This is a genomic window from Shewanella phaeophyticola, from assembly GCF_025398315.1.
GTDB classification, from domain to species: Bacteria; Pseudomonadota; Gammaproteobacteria; order Enterobacterales; family Shewanellaceae; genus Shewanella; species Shewanella phaeophyticola.
In genome coordinates this window covers 2,572,104-2,596,395 of record NZ_JAODOQ010000001.1, presented here as the reverse complement: position 1 = coordinate 2,596,395, position 24,292 = coordinate 2,572,104, and the positions used below count along the sequence as shown (strand labels likewise).

The following is a 24,292-nucleotide window of genomic DNA, read 5'->3' as shown; positions in this document are numbered from 1 at the left end:
AACTATTCTAGGGGCTTTTGGCTAACTAGAGCGAAGCGAATTATACGGTTTAATGAAATATTCACGCGTCTTTATCAATAGTCTGGCTTATGAGCTAGCACCACAAGTAGTGTCGAGTAGCGATTTAGAATCTCGCTTAGCACCGCTTTATCAAAAGTTCCGTATTCCTATGGGGCAACTTGCAGCATTAACCGGTATTACCGAGCGTCGTTGGTGGCCAAAAGGACATCGTCTGTCTGATGGCGCTATCGCAGCAGCGCATAAAGCGGTTAATGAAACGGGCATCGAAGTCAGCGAACTTGGCGCTGTGGTTTACACAGGCGTTTGCCGCGACCAACATGAACCCGCAACAGCTTGCCGAATAGCCGCAGAGTTGGGTGTGTCAAAAGACACCGCAATATACGACATCAGCAATGCCTGTTTAGGTGTGTTGTCGGGTATTTTAGATATTGCAAACCGTATTGAACTTGGCCAAATCAAAGCCGGTATGGTGGTATCTTGTGAATCGGCGCGCGACATTGTTGACGCAACCATCGAGCACATGCTTGCTGAGCCGACAATGCAAAACTTTGCCCAGTCGCTTGCAACCTTAACCGGTGGCTCAGGCGCCATAGCAGTGATTTTGACCGACGGCAGTTTGCCGCTCAAAACCACGCGTCAGCATCAGTTACTCGGTGCCAGTCATTTGTCGGCACCAGAGCATCATCAGTTGTGTCAATGGGGCCTGCAAGAAGCAGGGCACTTATTGTACCGCGAATTTATGCGTACCGACGCAGTGACCTTGCTTAAAGAAGGCGTTGAACTGGCCAAACACACCTGGGAGCATTTTTTAGCCCAGCGTGACTGGGTAGTTGAGCAGGTTGATAAAGTCATTTGTCACCAGGTGGGCGCATCTAATCGTAAACAAGTGTTAAACGCACTGAATATTCCACACGAGAAAGAATACCCAACCTATCAAAAGCTTGGCAACATGGGCACGGTATCGCTACCAGTAACCGCAGCCATTGCACATGACGCAGGCTTTTTACGTGTTGGCGATCAAGTCAGCTTTTTAGGAATAGGCAGTGGCCTAAACTGCATGATGTTAGGGATTAAGTGGTAACACTGAATTTTTGCATTTCATTATAAAAATAGTTAACAGGATGCATCATGCAAGAAAACTTACTGCCTTTTAAAAGTCATTATTTAGACCGTAACGGCAATAAACTGCATTACATCAACGAAGGCCAAGGTGAGCCTGTAGTGATGGTGCACGGTAACCCTAGTTGGAGTTACTACTACCGTAATTTAGTGAGTGCGTTGAGCGACAATCATCAATGCATCGTGCCAGACCATATTGGTTGCGGTTATTCAGACAAACCCGATGACCCACAATACGACTACACCTTAACTAATCGTATTGACGACTTAGAAGCCTTACTCGACAGCCTAGATGTTAAACAAAACATCACTCTAGTGGTACATGATTGGGGCGGAATGATCGGCATGGGCTTTGCGGCTCGACATCCTGAACGCATCAAACGCATTGTGTGTTTAAACACTGCAGCGTTTCACTTACCTAAAACCAAGCCGTTTCCGTGGGCATTATGGATTTGCCGTGAAACCTTACTCGGCACCTTATTAGTGCGTGGCTTAAATGCGTTTTCATCTGCGGCATCGTATGTGGGGGTTAAACGTAAACCTATGAGCAAAGAAGTGCGCGAAGCTTACGTAGCGCCGTTTGACTCATGGAAAAACCGCATTTCAACATTGCGTTTTGTGCAAGATATTCCATTAAAGCCAGGCGACCGTAACTACGATTTAGTCACAAGTATTGGCGACAGCTTAAGTCAATTTGCGACCGTACCAGCCTTGATTTGTTTTGGTTTAAAAGACTTTGTATTCGACAAGCACTTTTTAGCGCAGTGGCGCCAGCGTATGCCACATGCAGAGGTGCATGAATTTGCCGACTGCGGTCATTACATTCTCGAGGACGCCAGTGACGAAGTGATAGGGCTAATTAAAGACTTTATCGCTCAAAACTAAAGATTAAAAGGCTCATTTGAGCCTTTTATTTGTTTTAACCGTCTACAATGATTGCTTATGACTCAAATACTCACTCAAGCTAATGCCAATATCTGCCAGCACCTTAAACGTGCTGCGCAAAACATGCCGACCACGCTAGCGGTTGCTGTACAACACGCTAAACAAAGTCACTTCAATTATCAAGAAATCGACTTTGCAACCTTACATCAACAATCAGACATGATTGCCAAAGGACTTATTCAATACGGCATTACCCGCGGCATGAAAGCGGTGTTAATGGTTACCCCAAGCATTGAGTTTTTTTCGTTGACGTTTGCGCTATTTAAAGCCGGTATCATTCCGATTTTAGTCGACCCAGGCATGGGCATTAAAAACCTCAAACAATGCTTTGAAGAGTCGCAACCCGACGCCTTTATCGGTATTCCTAAAGCGCATATTGCCAGACGCTTACTGGGCTGGGGTAAGGGCAGTGTAAAACAGGTCATTAATGTTGGCGGCTCAGGGTTACAGCGCTGGTTGGCCAACGCCACAAGCCTTGAAACCATTACCGAAATCGGCAGAAATGAGGCTTATTCTTTTGATATGGCCTTGCTAAAAGCAGATGACATGGCCGCCATATTGTTTACCAGTGGCAGCACGGGTACCCCAAAAGGTGTGGTGTACAGCCATGCCATGTTTGAAGCACAAATCAGCGCACTTAAAAATGATTATTGTATTAGCTCTGGTGAACGCGATTTAGCCACGTTTCCGTTATTCTCGTTATTTGGTCCAGCCTTGGGTATGGCCTCAATTGTGCCAGATATGGATGCCAGTAAACCCATTACCGCTAATCCAGCAAACTTATTTGCCGCCATCGAGCAGTATCAATGCAGCAATATGTTTGTTAACCCAGCCTTGCTTGAACGCTTAGGCTTGGCTGGCGAGCAAACACAGCATAAATTAAGCAGTGTTAAACGGGTTATTTCAGCAGGCGCACCAGCGACCATTAGCTCGATAAAACGCTTCAGTAAAATGCTTAACCCTGGTGTGCAAGTACTTAATTCTTATGGTGCGACAGAGTCGTTACCCATCAGTATGATTGGCAGTGACGCGCTATTTACCACCAGTGAATTGACCGATCAAGGCAAAGGCATTTGTGTCGGCAAACCTATTTCGTCGGTTGATATCAGCATTATCGCAATAACCGATGACCCCATCAAAAACTGGGACAGCATTACTCCATTAGCCGCAAATCACATAGGTGAAATTGTGGTTAAAGGCTCTATGGTGAGTCAATCATATTATCAGCGTGACCAAGCCACTAAAAATGCCAAAATTGATGACGGTGAAGTCTATCGCCATCGTATGGGCGATGTTGGGTATCTAGACGATGAAGGATTATTGTGGATGTGTGGCCGCAAAGGGCATATTGTCGACGCAAAACGCGGTAATCAAAAGCTAAAACGCTATTACACCATCCCTTGTGAGCGTGTGTTTAATACCCATCCGCAAGTGAAACGCTCTGCCATCGTAGGCGTTGAGGTAGCGGGCGATACTGTGCCTGTGGTGTGTATTGAGTTAAACAAAGATATTGTATGCTCAACCGCTAATGTACTGTACCAAGACTTGATTAAACTCGCTGAACAATACCCGCACACCGAAGGCATTAACCGCTTTTTAATTCATTCTGACTTTCCGGTCGATGTACGCCATAACGCCAAAATATTCCGTGAAAAATTGACCGTGTGGGCACAAGCAAAGTGGCGAGAATAAGGGCTCTGCATGCAATTAACTGATTTAGCACTACAAGAGCAACACGCACTTTCGCAACTCAGCAGTAAAGTGAACAAAGTGTTTGTCACTGGCGCAGGCGGCTTTTTAGGTTTAGCGATTTGTCAGCGCTTACTTGCCGCAGGCATAAACGTGGTGGGTTTTGCCCGTGGCAATTATCCCAACTTAGTAGAGCTTGGCGTCGACATGTATCGTGGCGACATCAGCGATTTTGCCAGTGTCAAACAGGCTATGCAAGGCTGCGACATGGTGTTTCATGTGGCCTCAAAAGCGGGTGTGTGGGGCAGTAAACAAAGCTACTATTCACCCAATGTTGACGGTGCAACCAATATTATCAACGCTTGTATGGCGCTTAATATTCCATCACTTGTGTATACCAGCACCCCAAGTGTGACCTTTGCTGGCGTTGATGAAAACGGCATTGATGAGTCAGCCCCTTATGCCAACCAGTACCTCAATTATTACGGCGAATCAAAAGCCCTGGCCGAGCAAATGGTGCTGGCCGCCAACAGCGACAGCTTAAAGACCACAGCGCTACGCCCACACCTAATTTGGGGGCCAAACGATCCTCATTTAGTGCCACGAGTCATTGAGCGAGCCAAAGCAGGGCGATTAAAGCTGGTGGGTAAACAAGATAAACTGGTCGACACCATTTATGTCGATAATGCCGCCTATGCACATATTTTGGCGGGCGTCGATTTAGTCAATATTGCTAACAGTGCCGGTAAAGCTTACTTTTTAAGTAATGACGAGCCCATCACCATGGCCGCGATGTTAAATCAAATTTTAGCCTGTGCCGATTTAGCCCCTGTCACTCAGCGCGTGCCTGCTGGTGTTGCTTATGCCGCAGGTGTAGTGCTTGAAACCCTATATGGCCTGCTGAATAAATCGCAAGAACCTATTATGACCCGCTTTGTGGCACGGCAACTCTCGACCAGCCATTACTTTGATATCAGCGCTGCCAAACGTGATTTAGGCTACCAACCCTTGGTGAGCATAGAGCAGGGCATGCAGCGACTAAAGCAGTCTTTAAATGCTGGCTTAGCGTTGTAACATTGTATTGACAACCCCTCTCACGCTTATTTATTACCAACAACTTGGTTAACCAGCAATCCGTTGTATCTTAAACCTGACTACCGCTAAAAATGACCTAACAACAAGGTAGTTCAGGGAGAATAAATGCAGCACAGTAAACAAAGTCAATGGGATAAAGCCACACTCGCCATTCATGGCGGTCATCAACGCGAAGCTTTTGGCTCGCTCACCACGCCACTTTATCAAACCGCCACCTTTGTATTTGATAACGCAGAGCAAGGTGGAGCACGTTTTGCGGGTGATGAGCAAGGTTACATCTATACCCGTTTAGGCAACCCAACAACCGCAGAATTAGAGCGTAAAATGGCACTGTTAGAAGGTGCAGAAGATGCCGCCGCAACCGCATCAGGTATGGCAGCTGTATCAAGCGCACTGTTAACCCATTTGCACGCAGGCGATCACTTGGTTGCATCAAAAGCGGTTTATGGCTGCACCTTCGCCCTCATGACCACCCAACTCACGCGCCTAGGCATCAGCACCACATTAGTCGACTTTACCGACATGCATGCTGTTGAGGCCGCGCTCAAACCTAACACCAAAGTGTTGTTCTGCGAAACCCCAGTCAATCCACATCTGCAAGTGTTCGACCTGAGTAAAATGGCCAGCATCGCCAAAGCCCACAATTTAGTATCGATAGTCGATAACACCTTTATGACCCCACTATTGCAGCAACCGCTCGCCCTTGGTATCGACATGGTGATCCACAGCGCAACTAAGTATTTAAATGGTCATGGCGACGTAATCGCAGGCATAGTGTGCGGCAAGGCAGAGCACATGCACCGCTTAAAATTTGAAATATTAAAAGACTTTGGTGGCGTGATATCACCCCACGACGCTTGGTTAATATTACGTGGGCTAAAAACCCTAGACGTCCGCTTAACTCGTCATTGTGACAACGCAGAAGTGTTAGCTGAATATTTAGATAAACACCCTAAATTCAGCCAGGTCTTTTACCCCGGCTTATCGCACCACCAAGGCCACCGCTTTGTGGGTAACCAAATGAAACGCGCCGGCGGCGTCATCGCATTCGAACTAAAAGGCAACAAGCAAGACGCAATTAACTTCGTCAACCGACTTCAACTGTTCACCATCGCCGTCAGCCTAGGCGACGCCGAATCGCTCATTCAACACCCAGCGTCCATGACCCACTCACCCTACACCCCAGAAGCCAGAGCTGAGGCAGGAATCACCGACAACTTACTGCGCATATCAGTAGGCCTAGAAAACGTACAAGACTTAATAGCAGATATAGAACAAGCATTGCTGTAACTTGTCTTTGACTGTTGGTCTTTCTTGCAGGACGAAGTCCGTCCTTGTCACTTGCAGCGAAGCTCACTTGATACTTAAAAGCAACACCTGGATCCCTGATAACAACATTCAGGAATGACGGGCGATAAAGTAACACCTGGACCCTCAATGAAAGCACTCGAGGATGACGGAAAAAACTGACGAGCGGGTAGAGTAATAATACCTACCACCTAGTTCATTCTTTTAGAAACACCCACAAAAAAGCCCAAATTAATGGGCTTTTAATGTGATGCAACGAGTGAGTATTAGTTGCTTGAGATTGTTCCAGCACCACCGCCAGAGCCGCCACCGAAACCTGTGCCGCCAGGTGAAGGGGCTGCGCCAAATGCGCCACCAGCTGCAGTTTGTAATTCTTCAAGGTTCGCATTTACAATTGCAGGGTCAACGCCTACAGCAATTGCTACAGCCAAAATATCATCAGGTGTCATACCTGCTGCAAAAGCGGCTTGAATGGCTTCAATAATTAAAGCCTCATCGCCATTTGCTGCAATAAGTGATGCCGCCAGTTGTTCAGACACTTCAGATACTGGGGCCGTTTGATTACTTGCAAGTTGAGTTTCTTCAGCCGCAATCACACCAGCAGACATGCCTGTGGTCATTAATGCTGAAACTAATAACAGGGTTAATTTATTCTTACGCATTATGTTGCCTCGTGATTCGGTGAGTGGCTAAAGTCGTTCAACTGTAGTGCACTTGATCCATGTGTTTGTTGCATTAGCAGGAATAATTGTACTGAAATTCCGTACAGCATACAATCCATTCCCTTGCAATCCATCGATGTTCATGAGTGAAAAATGTTCACCTATCATGGACGACTCTACCTGTGGTGCAATGATTTTTATCCCTATACCATGGCATATTTGTATCACGGTCTGCACAAAAAAGCGGGTATCGGCTTCGGCTATATCACGTACATAAGTAGGATCAATCTTAATATAATCAATGTTTAAGTTACGGATGTAGCAAAACGAACTCAAACTTGAGCCAAAACGCTCAATCGCAATATCAATATCTAATTTTTTAGCTCGGCGAATAAATTTCTCGGTAGATTCTAAAGAAAGCATGGCGCCCGACTCGTTAAATTCATACAAAAGTGGTGGAAGCGTTTTGTGCATTTTTTGGTAAAGATCGAACAACCAATCAGTAAATACCGGGTTATGCAGCGCACGATTGCTAATATTAATCGCGACTCGTGTATGTTCAATGTGTTGCAACTTATAAAATATAAAACATATTACGGCTTGCTCAAGCTCTTGCAGTACACCTAAACGCTCAGCCATTGCGAACACATCGAGTGTTGATAATATCTCGCCATCCACTTTAAAGCGCACAAATGACTCAACGTATAAAATCGTTTGATTATCATCTACGACAGGTTGCAGCATTAAATCGAAAATCTTATCTAACGGAATACACTTAATCGAAAAGTCTTTACTGTTGCTGTTACTAATTTCGTTTTTAAAATATTCAGTAAACTGAGTTAAAATGCCAACCCACTCTTCACGCGAATGGTTCTTTTGCATAGATTCAGCCGACACTAAGCCTTTATTGTTTTCGGCATATTGGTTATGAACTAGCTGATGATCTAAACGTTTTACCACCTCTGTAAAATCTTCTTGTTGATTTACCTGGGTAAGCGAATGCTTGGCAAAGCCATGGCTAAAGCGCGATGAGCTTTCAATCATAATGCTAGCGGCAAGCTGTTGGTCGACTTCGTTAGCTGCTTCTTCTGTTAATAAGCTTAAAAACGCAAACTCAGAGCCCGAGATACGGTACAAAGTAGCATCTTGCAAACTACTCATCTGCTGACTAAATAGTTGTGCACCAGACAAAATATAATCATCGCCACTGCCATAACCCTCAATATCGTTAATTTGTTTTAACGAGGTCATAGACACTAAACCCAAATAAAATCGATTTCCGTGAACATCATATTCAGCCTGAATCGACTCAAAACGTTTTAATAATGCGCGGCGGTTTGGCAGGCCAGTATGTGGGTCAATGTATACCTCATGCGACAACGCCTCAGCCAGCTTGGTTTGCTCGTTAAACGAGCGCTGCACATTTTCAACCATACGGTTAATGGCATTAACAACAGTACGAAGTTCAGAAGTAAAAGGGTTGATAGAATTTAAAGTAAAGCGTTTTTGAATAACCGACTCAGCTTGTTTTTCAATATAACGTAACGGGTTAAGCACCGCTTTTAAAATAAAATACACACACAATAAAGCCACAAACAGCTGCAACAGCGTGGTGCTAAAGGTGTCTACAGCATGGTCCCATAAGCTTTTATATGAGGTACCCGCATGAGATTGCACTTCGAGTTGACCCGCAATACGCCAGCCGTCGCTGACTTCACTGGTCATCACTGGTGGGGTTAAGGTAAACCAATCAATAAACCATTGTGGTACCGCAAAGTTACCTTGAGGATTGTCGCGGTTAAATAATACCTTTCCGTCCAGGTTGGTAAAAGTAATGTGCTGATAATAACCAGAATCAAAAATGGCATTGGTCATGGTTTCGGCAATTACTAAACCTTCTTCATCCATATAAGGTGATATAGACAATCCCAAACTGTGGGCTGCCCCTTGAGCATGTGAGGCCAATTGCTCGTTTAAATAGTCTCGCATGTTCGACACATTATTATACAGCGCCGCGCTAAAGCTAAACAAAGACAAACACGCAATCAATAAATACAATTGCAACCGTAAAGACATTCCCTTTCTAAACATAATTGTTAACCCTGCTTTTTGTTATTCGCCGTTTTCTATTCTATTTACTAAATCTGTCCAGGTTTTGGTACCTGAGCTTGTGGGTTTGTTACTGCCTAAACCTTGTGCTTTTGCCAACCATAAACCTTGCCCATTAAATGAGTAAACAGGTTTTAAATCTCGGCGTTGATTAGCTGGTAAAATCTTTGTCTTTAAATTATCTAGCACCAAAGGCATCGCACCAGGGGTATCTAAATAAATCAGCACCATGTGTGGCTCGTTTATCAGTAGTGCACGCACATACATTAAACGCATTTTACTTTCATCAACGCCCATAGCTTTGAGCGTAAAATATTTAAAAATGGCAAAGTCTTCGCAATCACCACCCTTAGTGCCTAAAGACTCTATAGGCGTTGCCCAATAATCGCTTTTATTCCAGTGCTCGCTGTCGCTGGTAAAACCTATACGGCGATTGGCAAATTGATTGGCTAAATGTAATTTCTCGGTATCACTTAAACCCAAACCTTCGTTTATGGTAGCTCGCCAGTCTGTAAAATCATCAACTCGCTTAACACCATAACGCTGCTCTACTAGCTTGAAAAAATCAGTGGTGAATAGTTCATCGCTGATATTGGCAATACACATAGCCGAAAACACCACAGGCAGTATGAGCCAACGGTAAAAGGTAAGTTTGCTTAAACTATTCAAGCGAATGCCCAAAATGCCTACTGTAAATTCCGATTAAAAGTATTGTAATAAAGCTACACAAATGAATGCTATAACAACACCATCATAAGCTACTAAATCCTAAAACGACAATAAAATGGCGATAATAACAACGCTCGAATGTTTAAAACGCGATATTTGGGGTTGGGTCATTCAAAAGTCGTACAAGCTGCATCGTAAATTTGTTATCTCAAATTAGGTATATTTAAAATTAAATTTGACGCTGTCAATTTGTTGGTATGTTAATTGTTTGTTGTATTTTAAGTTGAAGACGTAGTACAGCGGTAACGTGTCGTTATGGTTAAAAAATATACAAATTCTAACTAAAAACTAAGCTAAATTAGCGCTAGCAAAAATACTAATGTGTAAGTAACATTACCTTGCATGGATGAAGTTGATTTTAAAATTAATAAAAACAATAGCTTGAGTTTTTTTATTACAGGTAGAAAGGTTAAGGTAATCAAAATTTTAAAAAATGATATCTCTAAAGTGATGTAATTTGAATTGCACCAAAACAGCACTTTTCGTTCCAAAATGTAGCATGTGAGACCACAAAAAATCTCACTTTTAATTAAATGACACCACTAAAGGTATTAATTAAAAGGTGATGCGGCTTGTTTACCGTACTCATGACGTAAAAGTTAACGAGTAAGTCTTATAGTCGTCAACGTGTCGTTTGAAGTGTTTAAATTGAGTCAAACGACATAAAAATAGTACTTTATAAAAGATCGTCAAAAAACTGTCATTGAATTACGATATAAACTATAGTTAGTTAATCATTAAGAGGACAGACGTAAAAACAGAAAGTAGAAAGGGAACATCCATACAAGGCATGATGCCACCGTGAGCTGTTGTTTAGAGCCATAAATCATTTTGATTTTACCTCATTAGTTACCGATGCGATCTCATATCGTTGTTGTTTCCTACTGCGTCCAAAATACATATTGTTAGGTGTATCAACCCACCCCAAAACACTATGTATTGCCAGGGCTGGCGAGTTAACACATCACTCTCCACCCCAGCAGCGAGTAAACTCGCATGACCAATCTACTGTTTCGTTCTGAAACGCCAACCTTCTTAGTAGAAAAAAGTATTAGTAAAAATAAAAAGTTAACAGGTTTCACAGCAATCTAGAGGCTGCAATCTAGTGGCGGTAGCGTGCTTTTTTTCAGAGAAAACAATTAAACAAGTCATCTTTTAGCTGTCATCTTTAATGCCGTCATTCCTGAGAGTTGTTATCAGGGATCCAAGTGTTTCTTGTTGCACTTGACTTTGCTTTTGACCTTGAATTTGACTTGCTTGTCACTTGTCACTTGTCACTTGTCACTTGTCACTTGTCACTTTTTCAATTTTTTAAAAGGAAGTTTATCAAATGAAAATTGCCATAGCAGGCACAGGCTATGTTGGCTTATCAAACGCAATGTTACTGGCACAACATAACGAGGTTGTGGCTGTCGATATTGTCGAGCAAAAAATTAGCCAACTTAATGATAAAATCTCGCCGATAGCCGACGTCGAAATTGAAGACTTCCTCGCAAACAAGCCATTAAACTTTAAAGCAACACTTGATAAACATGCCGCTTATACCAATGCCGATTTTGTTATCATTGCCACACCAACAGACTACGACCCTGTAACAAACTACTTCAATACTTCTTCAGTAGAGTCTGTAGTTAACGATGTAATCAGTGTTAACCCAAATGCAGTGATGATTATCAAATCAACGGTACCAGTAGGTTACACAGAACAACTCAAACAACGACTTAATTGTGCCAACATCATTTTTTCCCCTGAATTTTTGCGTGAAGGTAAAGCACTTTACGATAATCTATATCCATCACGCATTATCGTCGGTGAGCAAAGTGAACGAGCCAAAACCTTTGCCAACTTATTAGTGCAAGGGGCAATAAAGCAAGACATTGAGATGCTGTATACACATTCAACTGAAGCTGAAGCGGTTAAATTATTTTCTAATACTTATCTAGCTTTACGTGTCGCTTATTTTAACGAATTAGATACCTACGCAGAGTCGCACGGTCTTGACAGTAAGCAAATTATCGACGGTGTGTGTTTAGACCCTCGTATTGGCCGTCACTACAATAATCCGTCATTCGGTTATGGCGGTTACTGCCTTCCAAAAGACACCAAACAACTTCGGGCAAATTATGAAAATGTTCCAAATAATCTAATCTCTGCGATTGTTGATTCAAACACTACCCGTAAAGATTTTATTGCCGAATCAATCCTAAAGCGTAATCCAAAGAAAGTCGGCATTTACCGTTTAATCATGAAGTCAGGCTCAGATAACTTTCGCGCATCGAGTATTCAAGGTGTCATGAAGCGCATTAAAGCAAAAGGCGTTGAGGTGATTATATACGAGCCAGTATTAGAACAAGATTCGTTCTTCAACTCTAAAGTCTATCGCGTTCTAGAGCAATTTAAAGCAGAAGCGGACGTGATTGTGTCCAATAGAACTGCCATTGAATTAAATGACGTTGCAGAGAAAGTGTATACAAGAGATTTATTTGGGAATGATTAATGATAGATACACAAACATTAAACAAAGAAAAATTAATTACAATACTAGACAACTTATTCAAAAATAATTTTATACAAAATGAAGACGGAACTTTTCCATCTGGGAGAAATGGATCCACATGATGATGAAGAAACAAGTATACGAACCACATCGCATTCTCTGATCTCATTATGCTTTTTAACTATAAATGGTCGCGAAGAATATAGATGTAAAGCAGATAGAGCGATTGATTTTCTTTTGTCAAAAGAAGCTAGGCCTATGTCAGGTGCTTTTTTTAACCGAAAAAATCCTGAAAAAGACTTTGCTAATGGACTTGTTGGTCAAGCCTGGGTTATCGAATCATTACTTTATGCTTCCAAAGCTTTAAATAGAAGTGATTGTTACGATTTAGCATTAGAAGTATTTAATCAACATATTTGGAATGAAAAATATTCTGCTTGGCATTTATTAAATGTTGATGGTTCAAGTTCATCTATGCCCCATGGTACATTTAATCAACAATTATGGTTTGCATATGTTGGTCTTTTGTTCGGTCAAGACTCGAAACCAGCAGAGTTATCATTAAAATTCATAGATAAAACACTTCCAAATGTTGAAATATACTCTGATGGGGTTATTTACCATGATTCTGTTAGTTATAACGTAAATGCAAACCTAAAAAGTAAAGTTAAAAATCATTTAAAGCAAATGGAACGTTTTCTGGTTCGAGAGAAATCAAATAAAAGAAGTCACTCAGTGGGATATCATGCTTTTAATTGTGTACCACTTGCATATATAAGACAAAAGTTCCCAAATAGTAGTTTTTTTAGAAGTGTTAAATATAAAAAAATCGTTACAGTTGTAACGAATGAGACATTTCTTAAAGAAGTAGAGTTGTCAAGGTTTGGGTATTCGTATAATCCATCAGGTTTTGAATGTGCATATTTTTTAAAAGATAAAAAAGACTATTTCAATAAAAAACAATTAGAAAGCATGGTGTTTAACGAACTTAAAATAGATTTCAAAAAAACATATGATAAAAATCTTTCATTCGCAAGAATGTATGAAGCTATTAGATGTTTTAATTGTTGAAATAGTTGAGCGTATATGAGTGATAAAGCTGTAAGTTTAAAAAGTAATTTAATTAAAAGTTTAGGTTCAAAATATCTATCTTATGTTTTTCAAGTAGTATCGTTAATTTTTTACGCAAGATTTTTTCACCAGAAACTCAAGGCGTAATTGCATTGTTACTAGCTGTTAATATTTTTTTTATTACTGTATCTGAAGGAACGATTACAACTAGTCTTATCACTAGAAATACCTTATCAACTGAACAGATTAATGGAGTGTTTACTTTTTCAATTCTAGTTGCTTTTGTGTCAACAGTAATTAGTTATTTTGTCTGTGAGTTTTTTTATCATTTTTAGGCATAAATTATGATGTTGGGATTATTTACTTTATGTCTGTTGGTGTTTTTTTTAATATAATTCTTTCTGTACCTAAATCATTGTTATATCTAAGCTCAAAGTATTATTTTATTTCTATTTCATTAATAATTTCGGAGTTGATAACGCTTGGGGTAATATATATATCTTACACTACAGATAGTGCTTTATTACTTTCTTTGAAATTTCTAACCATACCATTTTTCACATTTATATTTTTTTACATTTATTGTTATAAAATCAGCGGTGTTTCTTACTCAATATCAAAAGATTTCTCAGGAGTCTATAGTATTATCGACTTTATGAAAAATAGTTTTGGGTTTAACTGTTTAAATTATTTATCTAGAAATTTAGACAATCTATTAATGGTAAGGTTTTTCGATGCATTTACATTAGGGATATATGAAAAGTCATACTCATTAATGAAATATCCTATACAATTACTGACAAGTGCAGTTAGTCCTGCTATCCAACCTTCACTAGCACTTAATGGATTTGATGTAGGTTTTGCAAATAAATGTTATAATATAATATTCGACAATTTAATATATGTCGGTTTTATAACATCAGTATTTATTCAATTGAATGCTGAAATAATCGTAAGAATTATACTCGGTGAAACTTGGATTGATGTGGCTCCTGTAATATCAATTTTGTCTATATCATTACCTATACAGATAGTTACCTCTTTTAATGGTGGTTTCTGGAACAGCGCAGATAAATCTAATTTGCAATTTAGAGTTTCTTTAGTTAATTTTTGTATTTTTATACCTATACTTTTTATATCATTTTTCTATTTCGATAAAATGATGGATGTTGTGTTTGTAATATCTTTTCTGTTAATAGTAACCTGCTCCTATGCATGTGTGCAAATTAGGTATAAGTTATTTGATATATCTAAGGTAGAGACTTTATTTAAACTGATATATCGTTATTTGTTTTTTATATTTATATCTTATTTAGTTTTAATGCACGTCGAATCTGGCTTGTTAGTTTTATTTATTTCAATTATATTGTTTTCTTGCTTATTTATATTTTGGTTATATCGTATGAATTTAGAGTTGAAGAAGTTGAGAGATTAAATAGTAGTATTAAATACACTATAATTATTTAGCTTTAAACAGTGTTTTAGAATGTTTTTAATTGATAGTAATGGTTATAGGGTTTTCAGTGGATTAAACACTGTTGTTGGGAAGGTGTATGTTATAAGATAGTTTGACCATGATTTGTTAAATTTAAATTATAGCCAAAGATATATGCTATTTATTACTTGTCTTGTCATTCAGTTAATATTTATCATGTGAAGAGGGGCTGTAAATCATAAAGTAGAGTCTATACTGGAAGTAAACTTTTTTATGATGGTTTATATTTTGATAATAAGATAATTCTTCGAAAATGATGAGTAATACTTAGTTCATTATTTTAACTCATAATGATAAATCTATAATTGTTAGTGGCGTTTTTACTATGCAGCAACGCTTGGAGTTGATTATTTGATGTTTAAAGTCAATTTTATAAAATTTAAAAGTAACTTCAGCTTTACCTCTGAATGTAATGAAAAATTTTATGCTAAATGTATTGGCCTAGTATAATTATAAATGAAATTCTAAGTGATTGTTCAAACCGTATAGTATTAAGTGATATGAACAATATTTTTAATTAAATTGTATTGAAGGTGACTTTCTTATGTGTTTTCGGTATACAATTGTTGTTCCACATTATAATAACTTTCAAGGTCTATTAAATTTAATTTCATCAATACCACAAAGAAGTGATATAGAAATAATTATAGTTGATGATAGTAGTGAGTATAGGATTTTAAATCAGTTAAAAAATCTTATGCTTGGCTATAATAAACTCTCAATGAGTTTATATTTAAATGACTCAGGAGTTAAAGGTGCTGGTTCGGCAAGAAATATAGGTTTAAAAAACGCAACTGGTAAGTACCTTTTGTTTTGCGATTCTGATGATTATTTTGTCAATAATGCATTTGATATTATTGATTCTAAAATAAATAGAGATGATTTTGATATATATTATTTTAAACCCACAAGTAAATGTTTAATTAGCGGAGAAAAATCTGATAGACATATACCATACTCTAAACTTATTGATGATTATTTGATGGGAAAAAATCAGAATATTCGTTATAAATTTTATGTGCCTTGGAGCAAAGTTTATTTGCGAGAGTATATTATAAAAAACAAGTTTAAGTTTGATCAAGTTATAGCATCAAATGATGTCATGTTCTCTTTACTTTCTGCAAGTAAAGCAAGGGTTTTAGCTTCGAATGAAACATTCTATTGTGTTACAAGAGGCGTTGGAACTTTAACTGTTAATTTCTCAAGGCACATATTAAGTTCTAGATTGAAAGTTTCACTAGTCGAATCTAAGTATATTCATGATAACAACATTAATGTAGAAAAAGATTCCATTTATTCTTTAGTTAAGAAATCAAGGTTTAAATTATCATTGTTGGAGTTTAAGCTAATAATGAATAGTTATAATAAAGGTTATGTTAGATTGTTTCCTGAGAGTTACTCAGAATATCTTACAAACCCGAGAAAGTTATACCATCGTCTGTTAAATAAAAAACCTTCAATAAAAAACAAGAAATATCAAGAGTGATTTAAATTTATTTGTTATAAAAAGTTTTTTCACACGTCATTGTGATTATGGAGAAAGGTTGTGATATATAAATCTTATAATGACTTAAGTAGAGATATTAGTGCTAATGTACACAAGCTAAACTATCAAAATTTCGATTTAATTGTTGGTATACCTCGTAGCGGTATGGTTCCTTCATACATGGTATCATTATTACTTAATGTTCATTGTATCGACTTACCTGCTTTCATTCGTAACGAAAAGTTATCCAAAGGCATTACTCGAAATGTTCAATCTAATATAATTTATGCTCATGATGCAAAAAAAATATTATTGATTGATGATAGTATTATGTTTGGTAGATCCATTAAAAACTCGTTAGAAAAAATACCCTCGTCATTGCTAAAAAATATAACCACAGCAGTGGTATATTCAAGTAAGCAATACCATGAAAATGTAGATATTATTTTTGTTCAAGTAGAGCCTCCTCGTGTATTTGAGTGGAACATCTATCACCATCCCGTTGTTTCGAATTCTTGTTTTGATATAGATGGAGTACTTTGTTTTGACCCCACTCGAGATCAAAATGATGATGGAGAAAAATACATTGATTTTATAAAAAACGCTAAACCTAGATATATTCCAACCGTACAAATTGACTATCTAGTGACGAATCGATTAGAAAAGTACAGAAAAGAAACTGAAAATTGGCTTATTAAATATGGAGTTAAATATAATAAACTCATTATGTTGGATTTGCCAAGTAAGGCGGAAAGGATGAATCAATCAGATTATTTTGCTCATAAATCTAAATTTTATAAAAATTGTAAAAGTGATCTTTTTGTCGAAAGTGACATAAATCAAGCAATTGAAATTGCAAATTATTCCAATAAGTTTGTATTTTGTGTAGATGAAAATATCATGGTTAGACCTGGTGGACTAAAAAGATTTAAAAACAAAAAATATTTTTTATCAAAGTTAAGAAATAAACTTTCAAAAATCGACTTCTTTAAAAAATTATATTATACGTTTAAATAATGATTATAACAAAGAGCGTTTGATGGCAAATTTAAAGTTAGATAAACAACTTTTACAATCAGTATTTCATAGTATGTCTGGGAGGTATATTGTTTATGCTGTACAGTTAATTTCTATGATGTTATTGGCTCGAATTTTTACACCAGAAACGTTTGGAGTTTTTGCTGTTATTCAAGTTTTTTCTGTTTTTTTTGCTTTAGTTAGCGAAATGGGATTTGAGTACAGCATTAGTAAATGAGACTAACATATCTAAAAAAATGCGTGACGGAATTTACAGTTTTACTTGGTTATTTGGCATTATTATTTCGACTTTGTTTTTAGCATTATCACCATTAATCTCTTGGTTTTACAATAATGATATTTATCAGTTTCTTGTTATTCCTGTTGCTATAGGTATTATGTTTAATACTGCTACAATTGTACCTATGTCTGCTTTTAATCGAGATAAAAAATTTTTATCAATTGCTCGATGCGAAGCTATAGCCGAAATCACTTCTATCCTTGTTATATTGATTTCAATTAATTTTATTGAGCCAATTTGGACTTTGTCACTTAAGCCATTAACGGTATCTTTTGTACGCTATTTTTTAATTTTGATTGGAGCTAAAAAAACTGTTATCGGAATGCCTCATTTGGGAACAGAGTTGTCCTTGGTTAAGGGCATTTTGCATTTTTCAAAGCTTCAAGCTGGATTTAACTTTTTAAATTACTTTTCAAGAAATTTGGATAATATATTAGTTGGTAAATATTTAGGCACAATAAGTTTAGGGGTTTATGATAAAGCATATCAAATAATGCGTTATCCATTATTACTCTTAACATTTGCTATGTCTCCTGCAATACAACCTGTAATGAAAGAATTAAAAAATGATTTGCATGAATTTGAACTCCTTCATAGTAAATTTATAAATTTTATTTCAATTTTAGGTTTAGCTGTAGGGACTAGTATATTTTTTTTATCCGAATATATTGTATTAATTTTATTAGGTGAGCAATGGAGTGATGTTTCCCAATTGCTAAAAATATTATCAGTATCAATTCCAATACAAATTGTGATGAGTACAAGCGGTGGTTTTTACCAAGCAGCTGGTCGAGCTGATTTATTACTTAAATGTGGTTTGTTTGCATTTTTTACGACTGTCACGGGTATAGTTATCGGTGTATATACACATGATTTAGAGTTATTAAGTTGGGCAATCGTGATCAGTTCTTATATAAATTTTGTGCAATGTTACTCTGTGATGGGACATTATTTACTACCTTCGGGGATTATTAACACATTAAAGAATGTTTGGGTCACATTAGTTGGAGTTATTGTTTTGTTTTTGATTGTGTATTTTTCATTAGAGTTATAATTAATATCTTGGTTTAGTAATAATTTAAATTAAACATATTTAAGGATTAACATGTTTATAGATGATAATACGTTATCAGAAGGTTTAACTGTTGTTATACCCACATATGGACGAACGGAAAAAATTTTAAACTCGATACACTCTTGTTTACACCCTAAAATTTTCATTATTGTAATTGATGACAATGGCCTCAATTCTCCTAATCAGCAGGCGACAAAAAAATTAATTGACTCACTTTCTCCAAAGTATACAACCAATCTGGTTTATTATGCTTTAGATGTTAATTCTGGTGCTTGTATTGCTCGCAATAAAGGTATCGAATTAGCAAGTACTTCAGTTGTTACTTTTCTCGATGATGACGATATCCTTTTAGTCGAAGAAACATTACAAAAACTTGAGTTCTTTGGTCAGCAGGTTGATTCTGAAATTTGTTGTAGCGATATGTTATCGAGATTTAATGGTAAAGAGTATCAGTTGCCTTTTTGTTTTTTTAGGGGGTTAACCCCTATATCTTTATTGGAGGATGGTAATTGTTATACTCCTATGATTATGGCAAAAAAAGATTTATTAAAAAGAATAGGCGGCTTTGATAACTGCAAGAAATATCAGGATCATGTTTTGATGTTAAAGATACATTTGAATAATGTAAAAGTTTGTTTTTACGAAAATGCAACTTTTGTTCACGTTGATCATGATGAGTTTAGAATTTCCAATAATCCATGCTCGTACCAAACGGTGAAGATGAGATTTAAATATGAGTTCGATTTATTAGAGAAAATTGATTTGAATGTTAATAAATATAATGAATTAAAAAAAATTATTGTTAATCGAAAGCGATACTTATGCTTTTATTTTATCATGCTGCCAAGATTTAATGGATTTAAAAAATGTTTTTTAGGAACGAAACGGTTTTTGATGTCTTATGACAATAGTAATAGTAATAGTAAAAGTAAAATTTATATTAATTATACTTCATTGTTATATGCCTTAAAAACTATTAATGGGCTACCTTTTATTATAAAAAGATCTGCTTATATGCTGAAAGGTAAGAATAAGTGATTAATTTAGGTAGTGTACGTCGTAGTTTTTATGAAGAAAATAACTCCGATTCTAATTTGTATTTGTTTTATTTTTTTGTTTTTTTATTCTCATTTGCAGCGCCTTTTTTTTCGTTTATTTGTTTTATTGCTCTAGTTGTTTACACAAATGAATATAAGTTCATAAAAGCAGTACCGATTGCCTTGATGTTTTTTTATTATAATTAATTTCAATAAGGATTTTTTTACAGAGGAAATGATCTTCTATGGTACTATTCATATTATAAAAATTTTTCAGGTTATGAGTTAGGTTTTTTTAACGCTTTTGATGATGATAATTTAGCAAGCGTTTCATTAAAAACAACAGAACCAATTTATCATTTTATCGTTTACTTATCGAGTAAGTTGACAGGTGGATATTATCCTTTCTATATTTTTTGGGTACATTGCTTAATTTATTTGATTCCAACTTTTGTGATTGTTAATATTTGTCGGATTGAACGTGTTTCTGTTTTGATCTGCTTGTCATTAATTTTGTTCCAAATGTTGTTTTTCTATGATTTTGGTAATGCGTACAATATGATTAGGCAGCAAATTGCTAGCTCTTTTGTTATTATTTCATTTTATTTCATGTATTTGAAGAATGCTAAGTTATGCTTGTTTTTTTGCTCAGTGTCTGTATTTACTCACAATTCAACGGCCTTAATTGTTGCTTTGATTTTTATTTTTTGTTTATATAATATAAAGTTGATTAGTTATAAGTTTGTTGTTTTTTTTCTATTGCTTTAACTTCAATATATATGTTGGCCTATTTCAAGCTAAGTGGTGATTATGAAAACTTAGAGGATCCATCAAGAGGATTAGGTTTAAAACTTATTGACTTCACTCTTTTTTGTCTTAGTGTAATAGTTGTTTTTTTCTTTGATTCAAGATATAGGAATCTATGTCGTTTCATATTCATTTTTTTTATTGCTATTTTATTTTCACATTTAAGTTCTTTTCTACCTCTTAGGTTTTTAACTTTTTATGATTCTTTTAAATGGTTAGTCTATTTTATATTAGTTGTATTTATATCAAGTAAAATGTCTAGATATAAGTCATCTCAGTTTTTTATTTTTATGGTAAGTTTTATTTTATCTTTCTTATACTTTAATTTGAAGCTTACTTACACAACTTATTATTACTCAGGAAGTTTTGTTGATTTTATTTTTGATTCACCTTTGTTTTATTTAGGTACTAATTTATGAGAGTATTGCTATTAACGACATGCTTGTATAATGATGTTAATTATTCTGATTTTTTAAGATTAACTAACAGTTTGTCTTTACAAAATAAAAATGTTTTTTTTGAACATGGAGTCTTATTCCAGAATTATTCTCTTGAACAAAAATTAGAGATGAATAAAACAAAAAATTATTCAGCTAATTATTTTTATGTTCCAGAGGTTATGTCATTATCGAAAGCCAGAAACTTTTTAATTAATCAATATTTGGATCTTTTAGATGATTATGATTACATTTCGTTTCCAGATGATGATTGTTGGTACCCTTCTGAACTTTGGGGTTTGGTCGAATCATTAGTTAAAACTGAAAGTGTAGACCTTTTTTATACTAAATTTTCTTCTCAACCAATCAATGACTTTAGATCAAACGAAAAACATACAACTTATAAATTAGTTAAAAATGCTTCTTCAAACACAACTATTTATAAAAGTGAAATTGTTGGGAAACTCAAAGTGTTTGATGAGCGTTTTGGAGTTGGTAGCATTAATAACGGTGGTGAAGATACTGATTTTGCTATCAGGGCAATGCTTTTATCTCGACGTGTTATATTTCACAATAGTGACTTAATAGGACATAGAGATCCAATAGCAGAGTTTAGATATCGCTATTTTAAGGGGTCTTTTGGTGTCTTAAAAAATCATTGTTTCAGTTCAATACCATTATTGTTGATTACATTACGAAAGTTTTTAGTTGGATTGGCTTTTTTATTATCCAATAAAATTAAAATATCAGATTTTTTTGTTAGGAATGTGTGAATGATTTTTTCAAATAGCGTTGGTTTCTTAGGTGTTTTCTTCAATAGGTTCACTATTGATAGTCTGATTTCTTTCATTCTAGATTTTAAGGGTAGTTATATCACCGTAGTGACACCTAATGTGGATCATGTAGTAAGATTTAATTCTAATATTGAGTTTAAAAAAATATACCAACAAGCAGACATTACGGTTAATGATAGTAGGATTTTAAATCTATTATCTAAAATTGCTCGCATAGACATAGGTAGTGTAATTCCAGGCAGTGATTTAACAAAGAAGCTAATTGAAAATTTACCTTGTAATGGTTTTCCAATAGCTGTTATCGGCGGTTCCAATGAAACGATTAAATTCGTAGTTGACAAGTATAACCTAACTTCTCTACATCATTATAATCCGCCGATGGGGTTTATTGATAATGAAGCAGAGGTAGGAAAATGCGTAAATTTTATTCTAGACAATCCTTCCAAAATAATTTTTATCTGTGTTGGCTCTCCGAGGCAAGAAATTTTGTCTATGAAAATTAAAGATGCAGGAGCTACTGGAGTGGCATTATGTGTTGGTGCATCTTTTTTGTTTTTAAGCGGCGAAGAAAAACGTGCCCCCCAAATTATTCAAAAGTTATCTCTTGAATGGTTGTTTAGATTTATCCAATCGCCGAAAAGATTATTTAAGCGCTATATTGTAGATGGAGTTAAAATCGTGCCGATATTTTTAAAGTATATAATAAATAGAGATTGATTTATGAACTATAGGTTTGACATCGATGGCTTAAGAACAATAGCCGTTTTTTTAGTTTTACTCCACCATTTTGGTTTTTCCTTCAATGGCGGTTATGTTGGTGTCGATGTTTTTTTTGTTATTTCTGGCTTTGTAATAACGCATAGTTATTATAATAAGTTAATGAATAATAGTTTTTCTACAAAAACTTTTTTTAAGCAACGTGTTTATCGATTATTTCCAGCACTTTTTTTTGTGCTGCTAATGACTAATGTTATTTTTTGCTTTGTTATGACCCCACCTGATTTGATTAATTTATTTAACCATACAATTTCAAACTTTTTTTTCATGTCCAATGTTTATGCTTTTTTGGAATACGGTAATTATTTTAGTTTGAATGTTAAAGAGGCGCCTTTACTTCATACTTGGTCGCTTGCAGTTGAATGGCAGTTTTATATTTTATTTCCTTTTTTCTTACTATTTTTTAATAAGCTTAATTTGTTTGAAAAAATATCACGATCTGTACTAGTACTTTTTTTTATGTGTGTAGCGTTAGTTTTGTTGTCTGAGTATATCTCCATTTATTATCAAAAGTCAGGTTATTACTTAATTGTTTCTAGAGCATATGAGTTATTAGCGGGTTGTTGGTTAGCATTATTTTGTATTTGGAGGAAGAGCAATGTATTGCCAGTGCCTATACAATCTGTTTTATCTTTAACGGGCTTAGTTTTAATTTTTTATTCTGCATTGTACTTTGGATCTTATACTCGGTTTCCTGGATTTCATTCTCTCGTTCCTGTCCTTGGTACAATGTTGATAATTTTTTCAGAATCATCAATGTTTAATCAGTTTTTAAAAAATAAGTTATTTGTTTACTTAGGGAAATGTTCGTATTCACTTTATTTATGGCATTGGCCTATTGTTGTTTTTTTAAACTACACAGAAAACACACTTTTGATTCATAAGGTAGTAGGTGTGCTTTTTACTTTAATTCTTTCTCACTTTACTTATAAATATGTTGAGCTTAGTTTAATGAAAAGGAAATCGTAATGAAATTTTTTTTATTAGTGTTTTTTTCTTTAGTTACTATAGTTACTTGTGGGTTGTTTAGTGATGGGTTTTCTAATAGGTTTACTGATAAAGAAAATTTAATATTTAATTCCATCTATGAAGGAACTAATGAAAGGAATTGCTTAGCAGCTGACAGAGATGCGACTCGAGGTCTTCTAGAAAGATGCACTTATGGTGGTAATGGCTCAAAAATACTTCTTCTTGGTGATTCTCATGCAAATCACTTAAATGAATTTCTTTTAAATTTGAAAGATGAACAAGCCTTGCAGCCTAGAATTGCAGAGTTTACTCAAGGTGCTTGTAATCCAATTTTAGATTTTCCCTATTCTATTTCATCAAGTAAAGAGCATGCTACTGCTTGTTTTATTAAAAATAGTAAGACTCTTGATATTGTTAGCGAGTTTAAACCTGACTTAATTGTATTGTCGGCTCGTTGGCCAAGATCAAGTACAGTCCATACATTAATTAATGGTAAGCTAGAGGTTGTAGATATTTCTGAGTTTACACTAAAGTTTGAACAGACATTAAAACAACTTTTATCTTTAAATGTTAATGTTGTTGTTTTTAATGATGTCGCTGGAACTGGTGATGTTGGTTATAACTGCCCTATAAAAAAAATACTTCTGAAAGATGATAGAACTTGTCAGATTAAAGAGCCTAATTATGATAAATGGTTTGTTTCATTAAATAGTCAATTATCATCTACTTTAAAATATAAGTTTATTAATTTGAATGATTTCATTTGTATTGACGGCTTTTGCGAAACAGAAAACGTTGGTTTTCCTTTGTATAAAGATGCGGCCATTTAACCCAATCTGGTGCGAAAAGCTT

The 24,292-nt window shown here is 35.9% G+C and carries 20 protein-coding genes and 1 pseudogene; 18 read left to right on the top strand and 3 right to left on the bottom strand.

Translation table 11 applies throughout. The features are described 5' to 3' along the window. The first annotated feature begins 52 nt into the window (after nucleotides 1-52). The 5 genes from N4T56_RS12030 (at nucleotide 53) to megL (ending at nucleotide 6,159) form a co-directional block, all read left to right on the top strand. The gene (locus N4T56_RS12030) at nucleotides 53-1,102 is read left to right on the top strand and encodes a 3-oxoacyl-ACP synthase III (RefSeq protein WP_261733395.1); all 1,050 of its coding nucleotides are present in this window, start codon (nucleotides 53-55) and stop codon (nucleotides 1,100-1,102) included. Nucleotides 1,103-1,149: 47 nt separating this feature from the next. After that, nucleotides 1,150-2,025: an alpha/beta fold hydrolase gene (locus N4T56_RS12025; protein ID WP_261733394.1), complete on the top strand. Its 876-nt coding sequence runs from the start codon at nucleotides 1,150-1,152 to the stop codon at nucleotides 2,023-2,025. 57 nt (nucleotides 2,026-2,082) lie between these two features. Next, a complete protein-coding gene (oleC, locus tag N4T56_RS12020; protein WP_261733393.1) occupies nucleotides 2,083-3,777 on the top strand; it encodes an olefin beta-lactone synthetase in 1,695 nt (564 codons plus the stop codon). A gap of 9 nt (nucleotides 3,778-3,786) precedes the next feature. Beyond that, nucleotides 3,787-4,848 (top strand): 2-alkyl-3-oxoalkanoate reductase, encoded by a 1,062-nt coding sequence (gene oleD, locus N4T56_RS12015; RefSeq protein WP_261733392.1) that lies wholly within the window; start codon nucleotides 3,787-3,789, stop codon nucleotides 4,846-4,848. 126 nt (nucleotides 4,849-4,974) lie between these two features. Then, nucleotides 4,975-6,159: a methionine gamma-lyase gene (gene megL, locus N4T56_RS12010; RefSeq protein ID WP_261733391.1), complete on the top strand. Its 1,185-nt coding sequence runs from the start codon at nucleotides 4,975-4,977 to the stop codon at nucleotides 6,157-6,159. 284 nt (nucleotides 6,160-6,443) lie between these two features. Here megL and N4T56_RS12005 read toward each other — a convergent pair whose 3' ends face one another. The 3 genes from N4T56_RS12005 to N4T56_RS11995 are packed head-to-tail and all read right to left on the bottom strand — an operon-like array spanning nucleotide 6,444 to nucleotide 9,617. After that, complete coding sequence (locus N4T56_RS12005; protein WP_261733390.1) at nucleotides 6,444-6,839, bottom strand: hypothetical protein; 396 nt, start codon at nucleotides 6,837-6,839, stop codon at nucleotides 6,444-6,446. Between the two features lie 27 nt (nucleotides 6,840-6,866). Beyond that, entirely contained in the window at nucleotides 6,867-8,930 is a 2,064-nt protein-coding gene (locus N4T56_RS12000) for a bifunctional diguanylate cyclase/phosphodiesterase (RefSeq protein ID WP_261733389.1), read from the bottom strand. A gap of 21 nt (nucleotides 8,931-8,951) precedes the next feature. Beyond that, on the bottom strand, nucleotides 8,952-9,617 hold the full coding sequence (locus tag N4T56_RS11995) for a transglutaminase-like cysteine peptidase (protein WP_261733388.1): 666 nt from the start codon (nucleotides 9,615-9,617) through the stop codon (nucleotides 8,952-8,954). Between the two features lie 1,390 nt (nucleotides 9,618-11,007). Here N4T56_RS11995 and N4T56_RS11990 point away from each other — a divergent pair. The 13 genes and pseudogenes from N4T56_RS11990 (at nucleotide 11,008) to N4T56_RS11935 (ending at nucleotide 24,270) form a co-directional block, all read left to right on the top strand. Beyond that, entirely contained in the window at nucleotides 11,008-12,174 is a 1,167-nt protein-coding gene (locus N4T56_RS11990; protein WP_261733387.1) for a nucleotide sugar dehydrogenase, read from the top strand. Between the two features lie 108 nt (nucleotides 12,175-12,282). After that, nucleotides 12,283-13,245, top strand: coding sequence for a hypothetical protein (locus N4T56_RS11985; protein WP_261733386.1), 963 nt, complete (start codon nucleotides 12,283-12,285; stop codon nucleotides 13,243-13,245). Nucleotides 13,246-13,582: 337 nt separating this feature from the next. Continuing rightward, nucleotides 13,583-14,680, top strand: coding sequence for an oligosaccharide flippase family protein (locus N4T56_RS11980; RefSeq protein WP_315903088.1), 1,098 nt, complete (start codon nucleotides 13,583-13,585; stop codon nucleotides 14,678-14,680). A gap of 604 nt (nucleotides 14,681-15,284) precedes the next feature. After that, nucleotides 15,285-16,226: a glycosyltransferase family 2 protein gene (locus N4T56_RS11975; protein WP_261733385.1), complete on the top strand. Its 942-nt coding sequence runs from the start codon at nucleotides 15,285-15,287 to the stop codon at nucleotides 16,224-16,226. A gap of 60 nt (nucleotides 16,227-16,286) precedes the next feature. Continuing rightward, on the top strand, nucleotides 16,287-17,243 hold the full coding sequence (locus N4T56_RS11970) for a phosphoribosyltransferase family protein (protein WP_261733384.1): 957 nt from the start codon (nucleotides 16,287-16,289) through the stop codon (nucleotides 17,241-17,243). Nucleotides 17,244-17,265: 22 nt separating this feature from the next. Next, nucleotides 17,266-17,481, top strand: a complete 216-nt coding sequence (locus tag N4T56_RS11965) for an oligosaccharide flippase family protein (RefSeq protein ID WP_261733383.1) — start codon at nucleotides 17,266-17,268, stop codon at nucleotides 17,479-17,481. Continuing rightward, nucleotides 17,459-18,598 carry an oligosaccharide flippase family protein gene (locus N4T56_RS11960; protein WP_261733382.1) on the top strand — a complete coding sequence of 380 codons (1,140 nt, stop codon included), beginning with the start codon at nucleotides 17,459-17,461 and terminating at the stop codon, nucleotides 18,596-18,598. The genes N4T56_RS11965 and N4T56_RS11960 overlap by 23 nt, the downstream gene beginning before the upstream one ends. A gap of 51 nt (nucleotides 18,599-18,649) precedes the next feature. Continuing rightward, entirely contained in the window at nucleotides 18,650-19,657 is a 1,008-nt protein-coding gene (locus N4T56_RS11955) for a glycosyltransferase family 2 protein (RefSeq protein ID WP_261733381.1), read from the top strand. Nucleotides 19,658-19,896: 239 nt separating this feature from the next. Continuing rightward, nucleotides 19,897-20,424 (top strand): annotated as a pseudogene (locus tag N4T56_RS22765) (EpsG family protein); the annotation flags it as partial. 454 nt (nucleotides 20,425-20,878) lie between these two features. After that, a complete protein-coding gene (locus tag N4T56_RS11950; RefSeq protein WP_261733380.1) occupies nucleotides 20,879-21,673 on the top strand; it encodes a hypothetical protein in 795 nt (264 codons plus the stop codon). Beyond that, nucleotides 21,674-22,411 (top strand): WecB/TagA/CpsF family glycosyltransferase, encoded by a 738-nt coding sequence (locus N4T56_RS11945; protein ID WP_261733379.1) that lies wholly within the window; start codon nucleotides 21,674-21,676, stop codon nucleotides 22,409-22,411. It begins immediately after the preceding gene. Nucleotides 22,412-22,414: 3 nt separating this feature from the next. Beyond that, nucleotides 22,415-23,440 carry an acyltransferase family protein gene (locus tag N4T56_RS11940; protein WP_261733378.1) on the top strand — a complete coding sequence of 342 codons (1,026 nt, stop codon included), beginning with the start codon at nucleotides 22,415-22,417 and terminating at the stop codon, nucleotides 23,438-23,440. After that, nucleotides 23,440-24,270 (top strand): SGNH hydrolase domain-containing protein, encoded by an 831-nt coding sequence (locus N4T56_RS11935; RefSeq protein ID WP_261733377.1) that lies wholly within the window; start codon nucleotides 23,440-23,442, stop codon nucleotides 24,268-24,270. The genes N4T56_RS11940 and N4T56_RS11935 overlap by 1 nt, the downstream gene beginning before the upstream one ends. Nucleotides 24,271-24,292 lie beyond the last annotated feature (22 nt).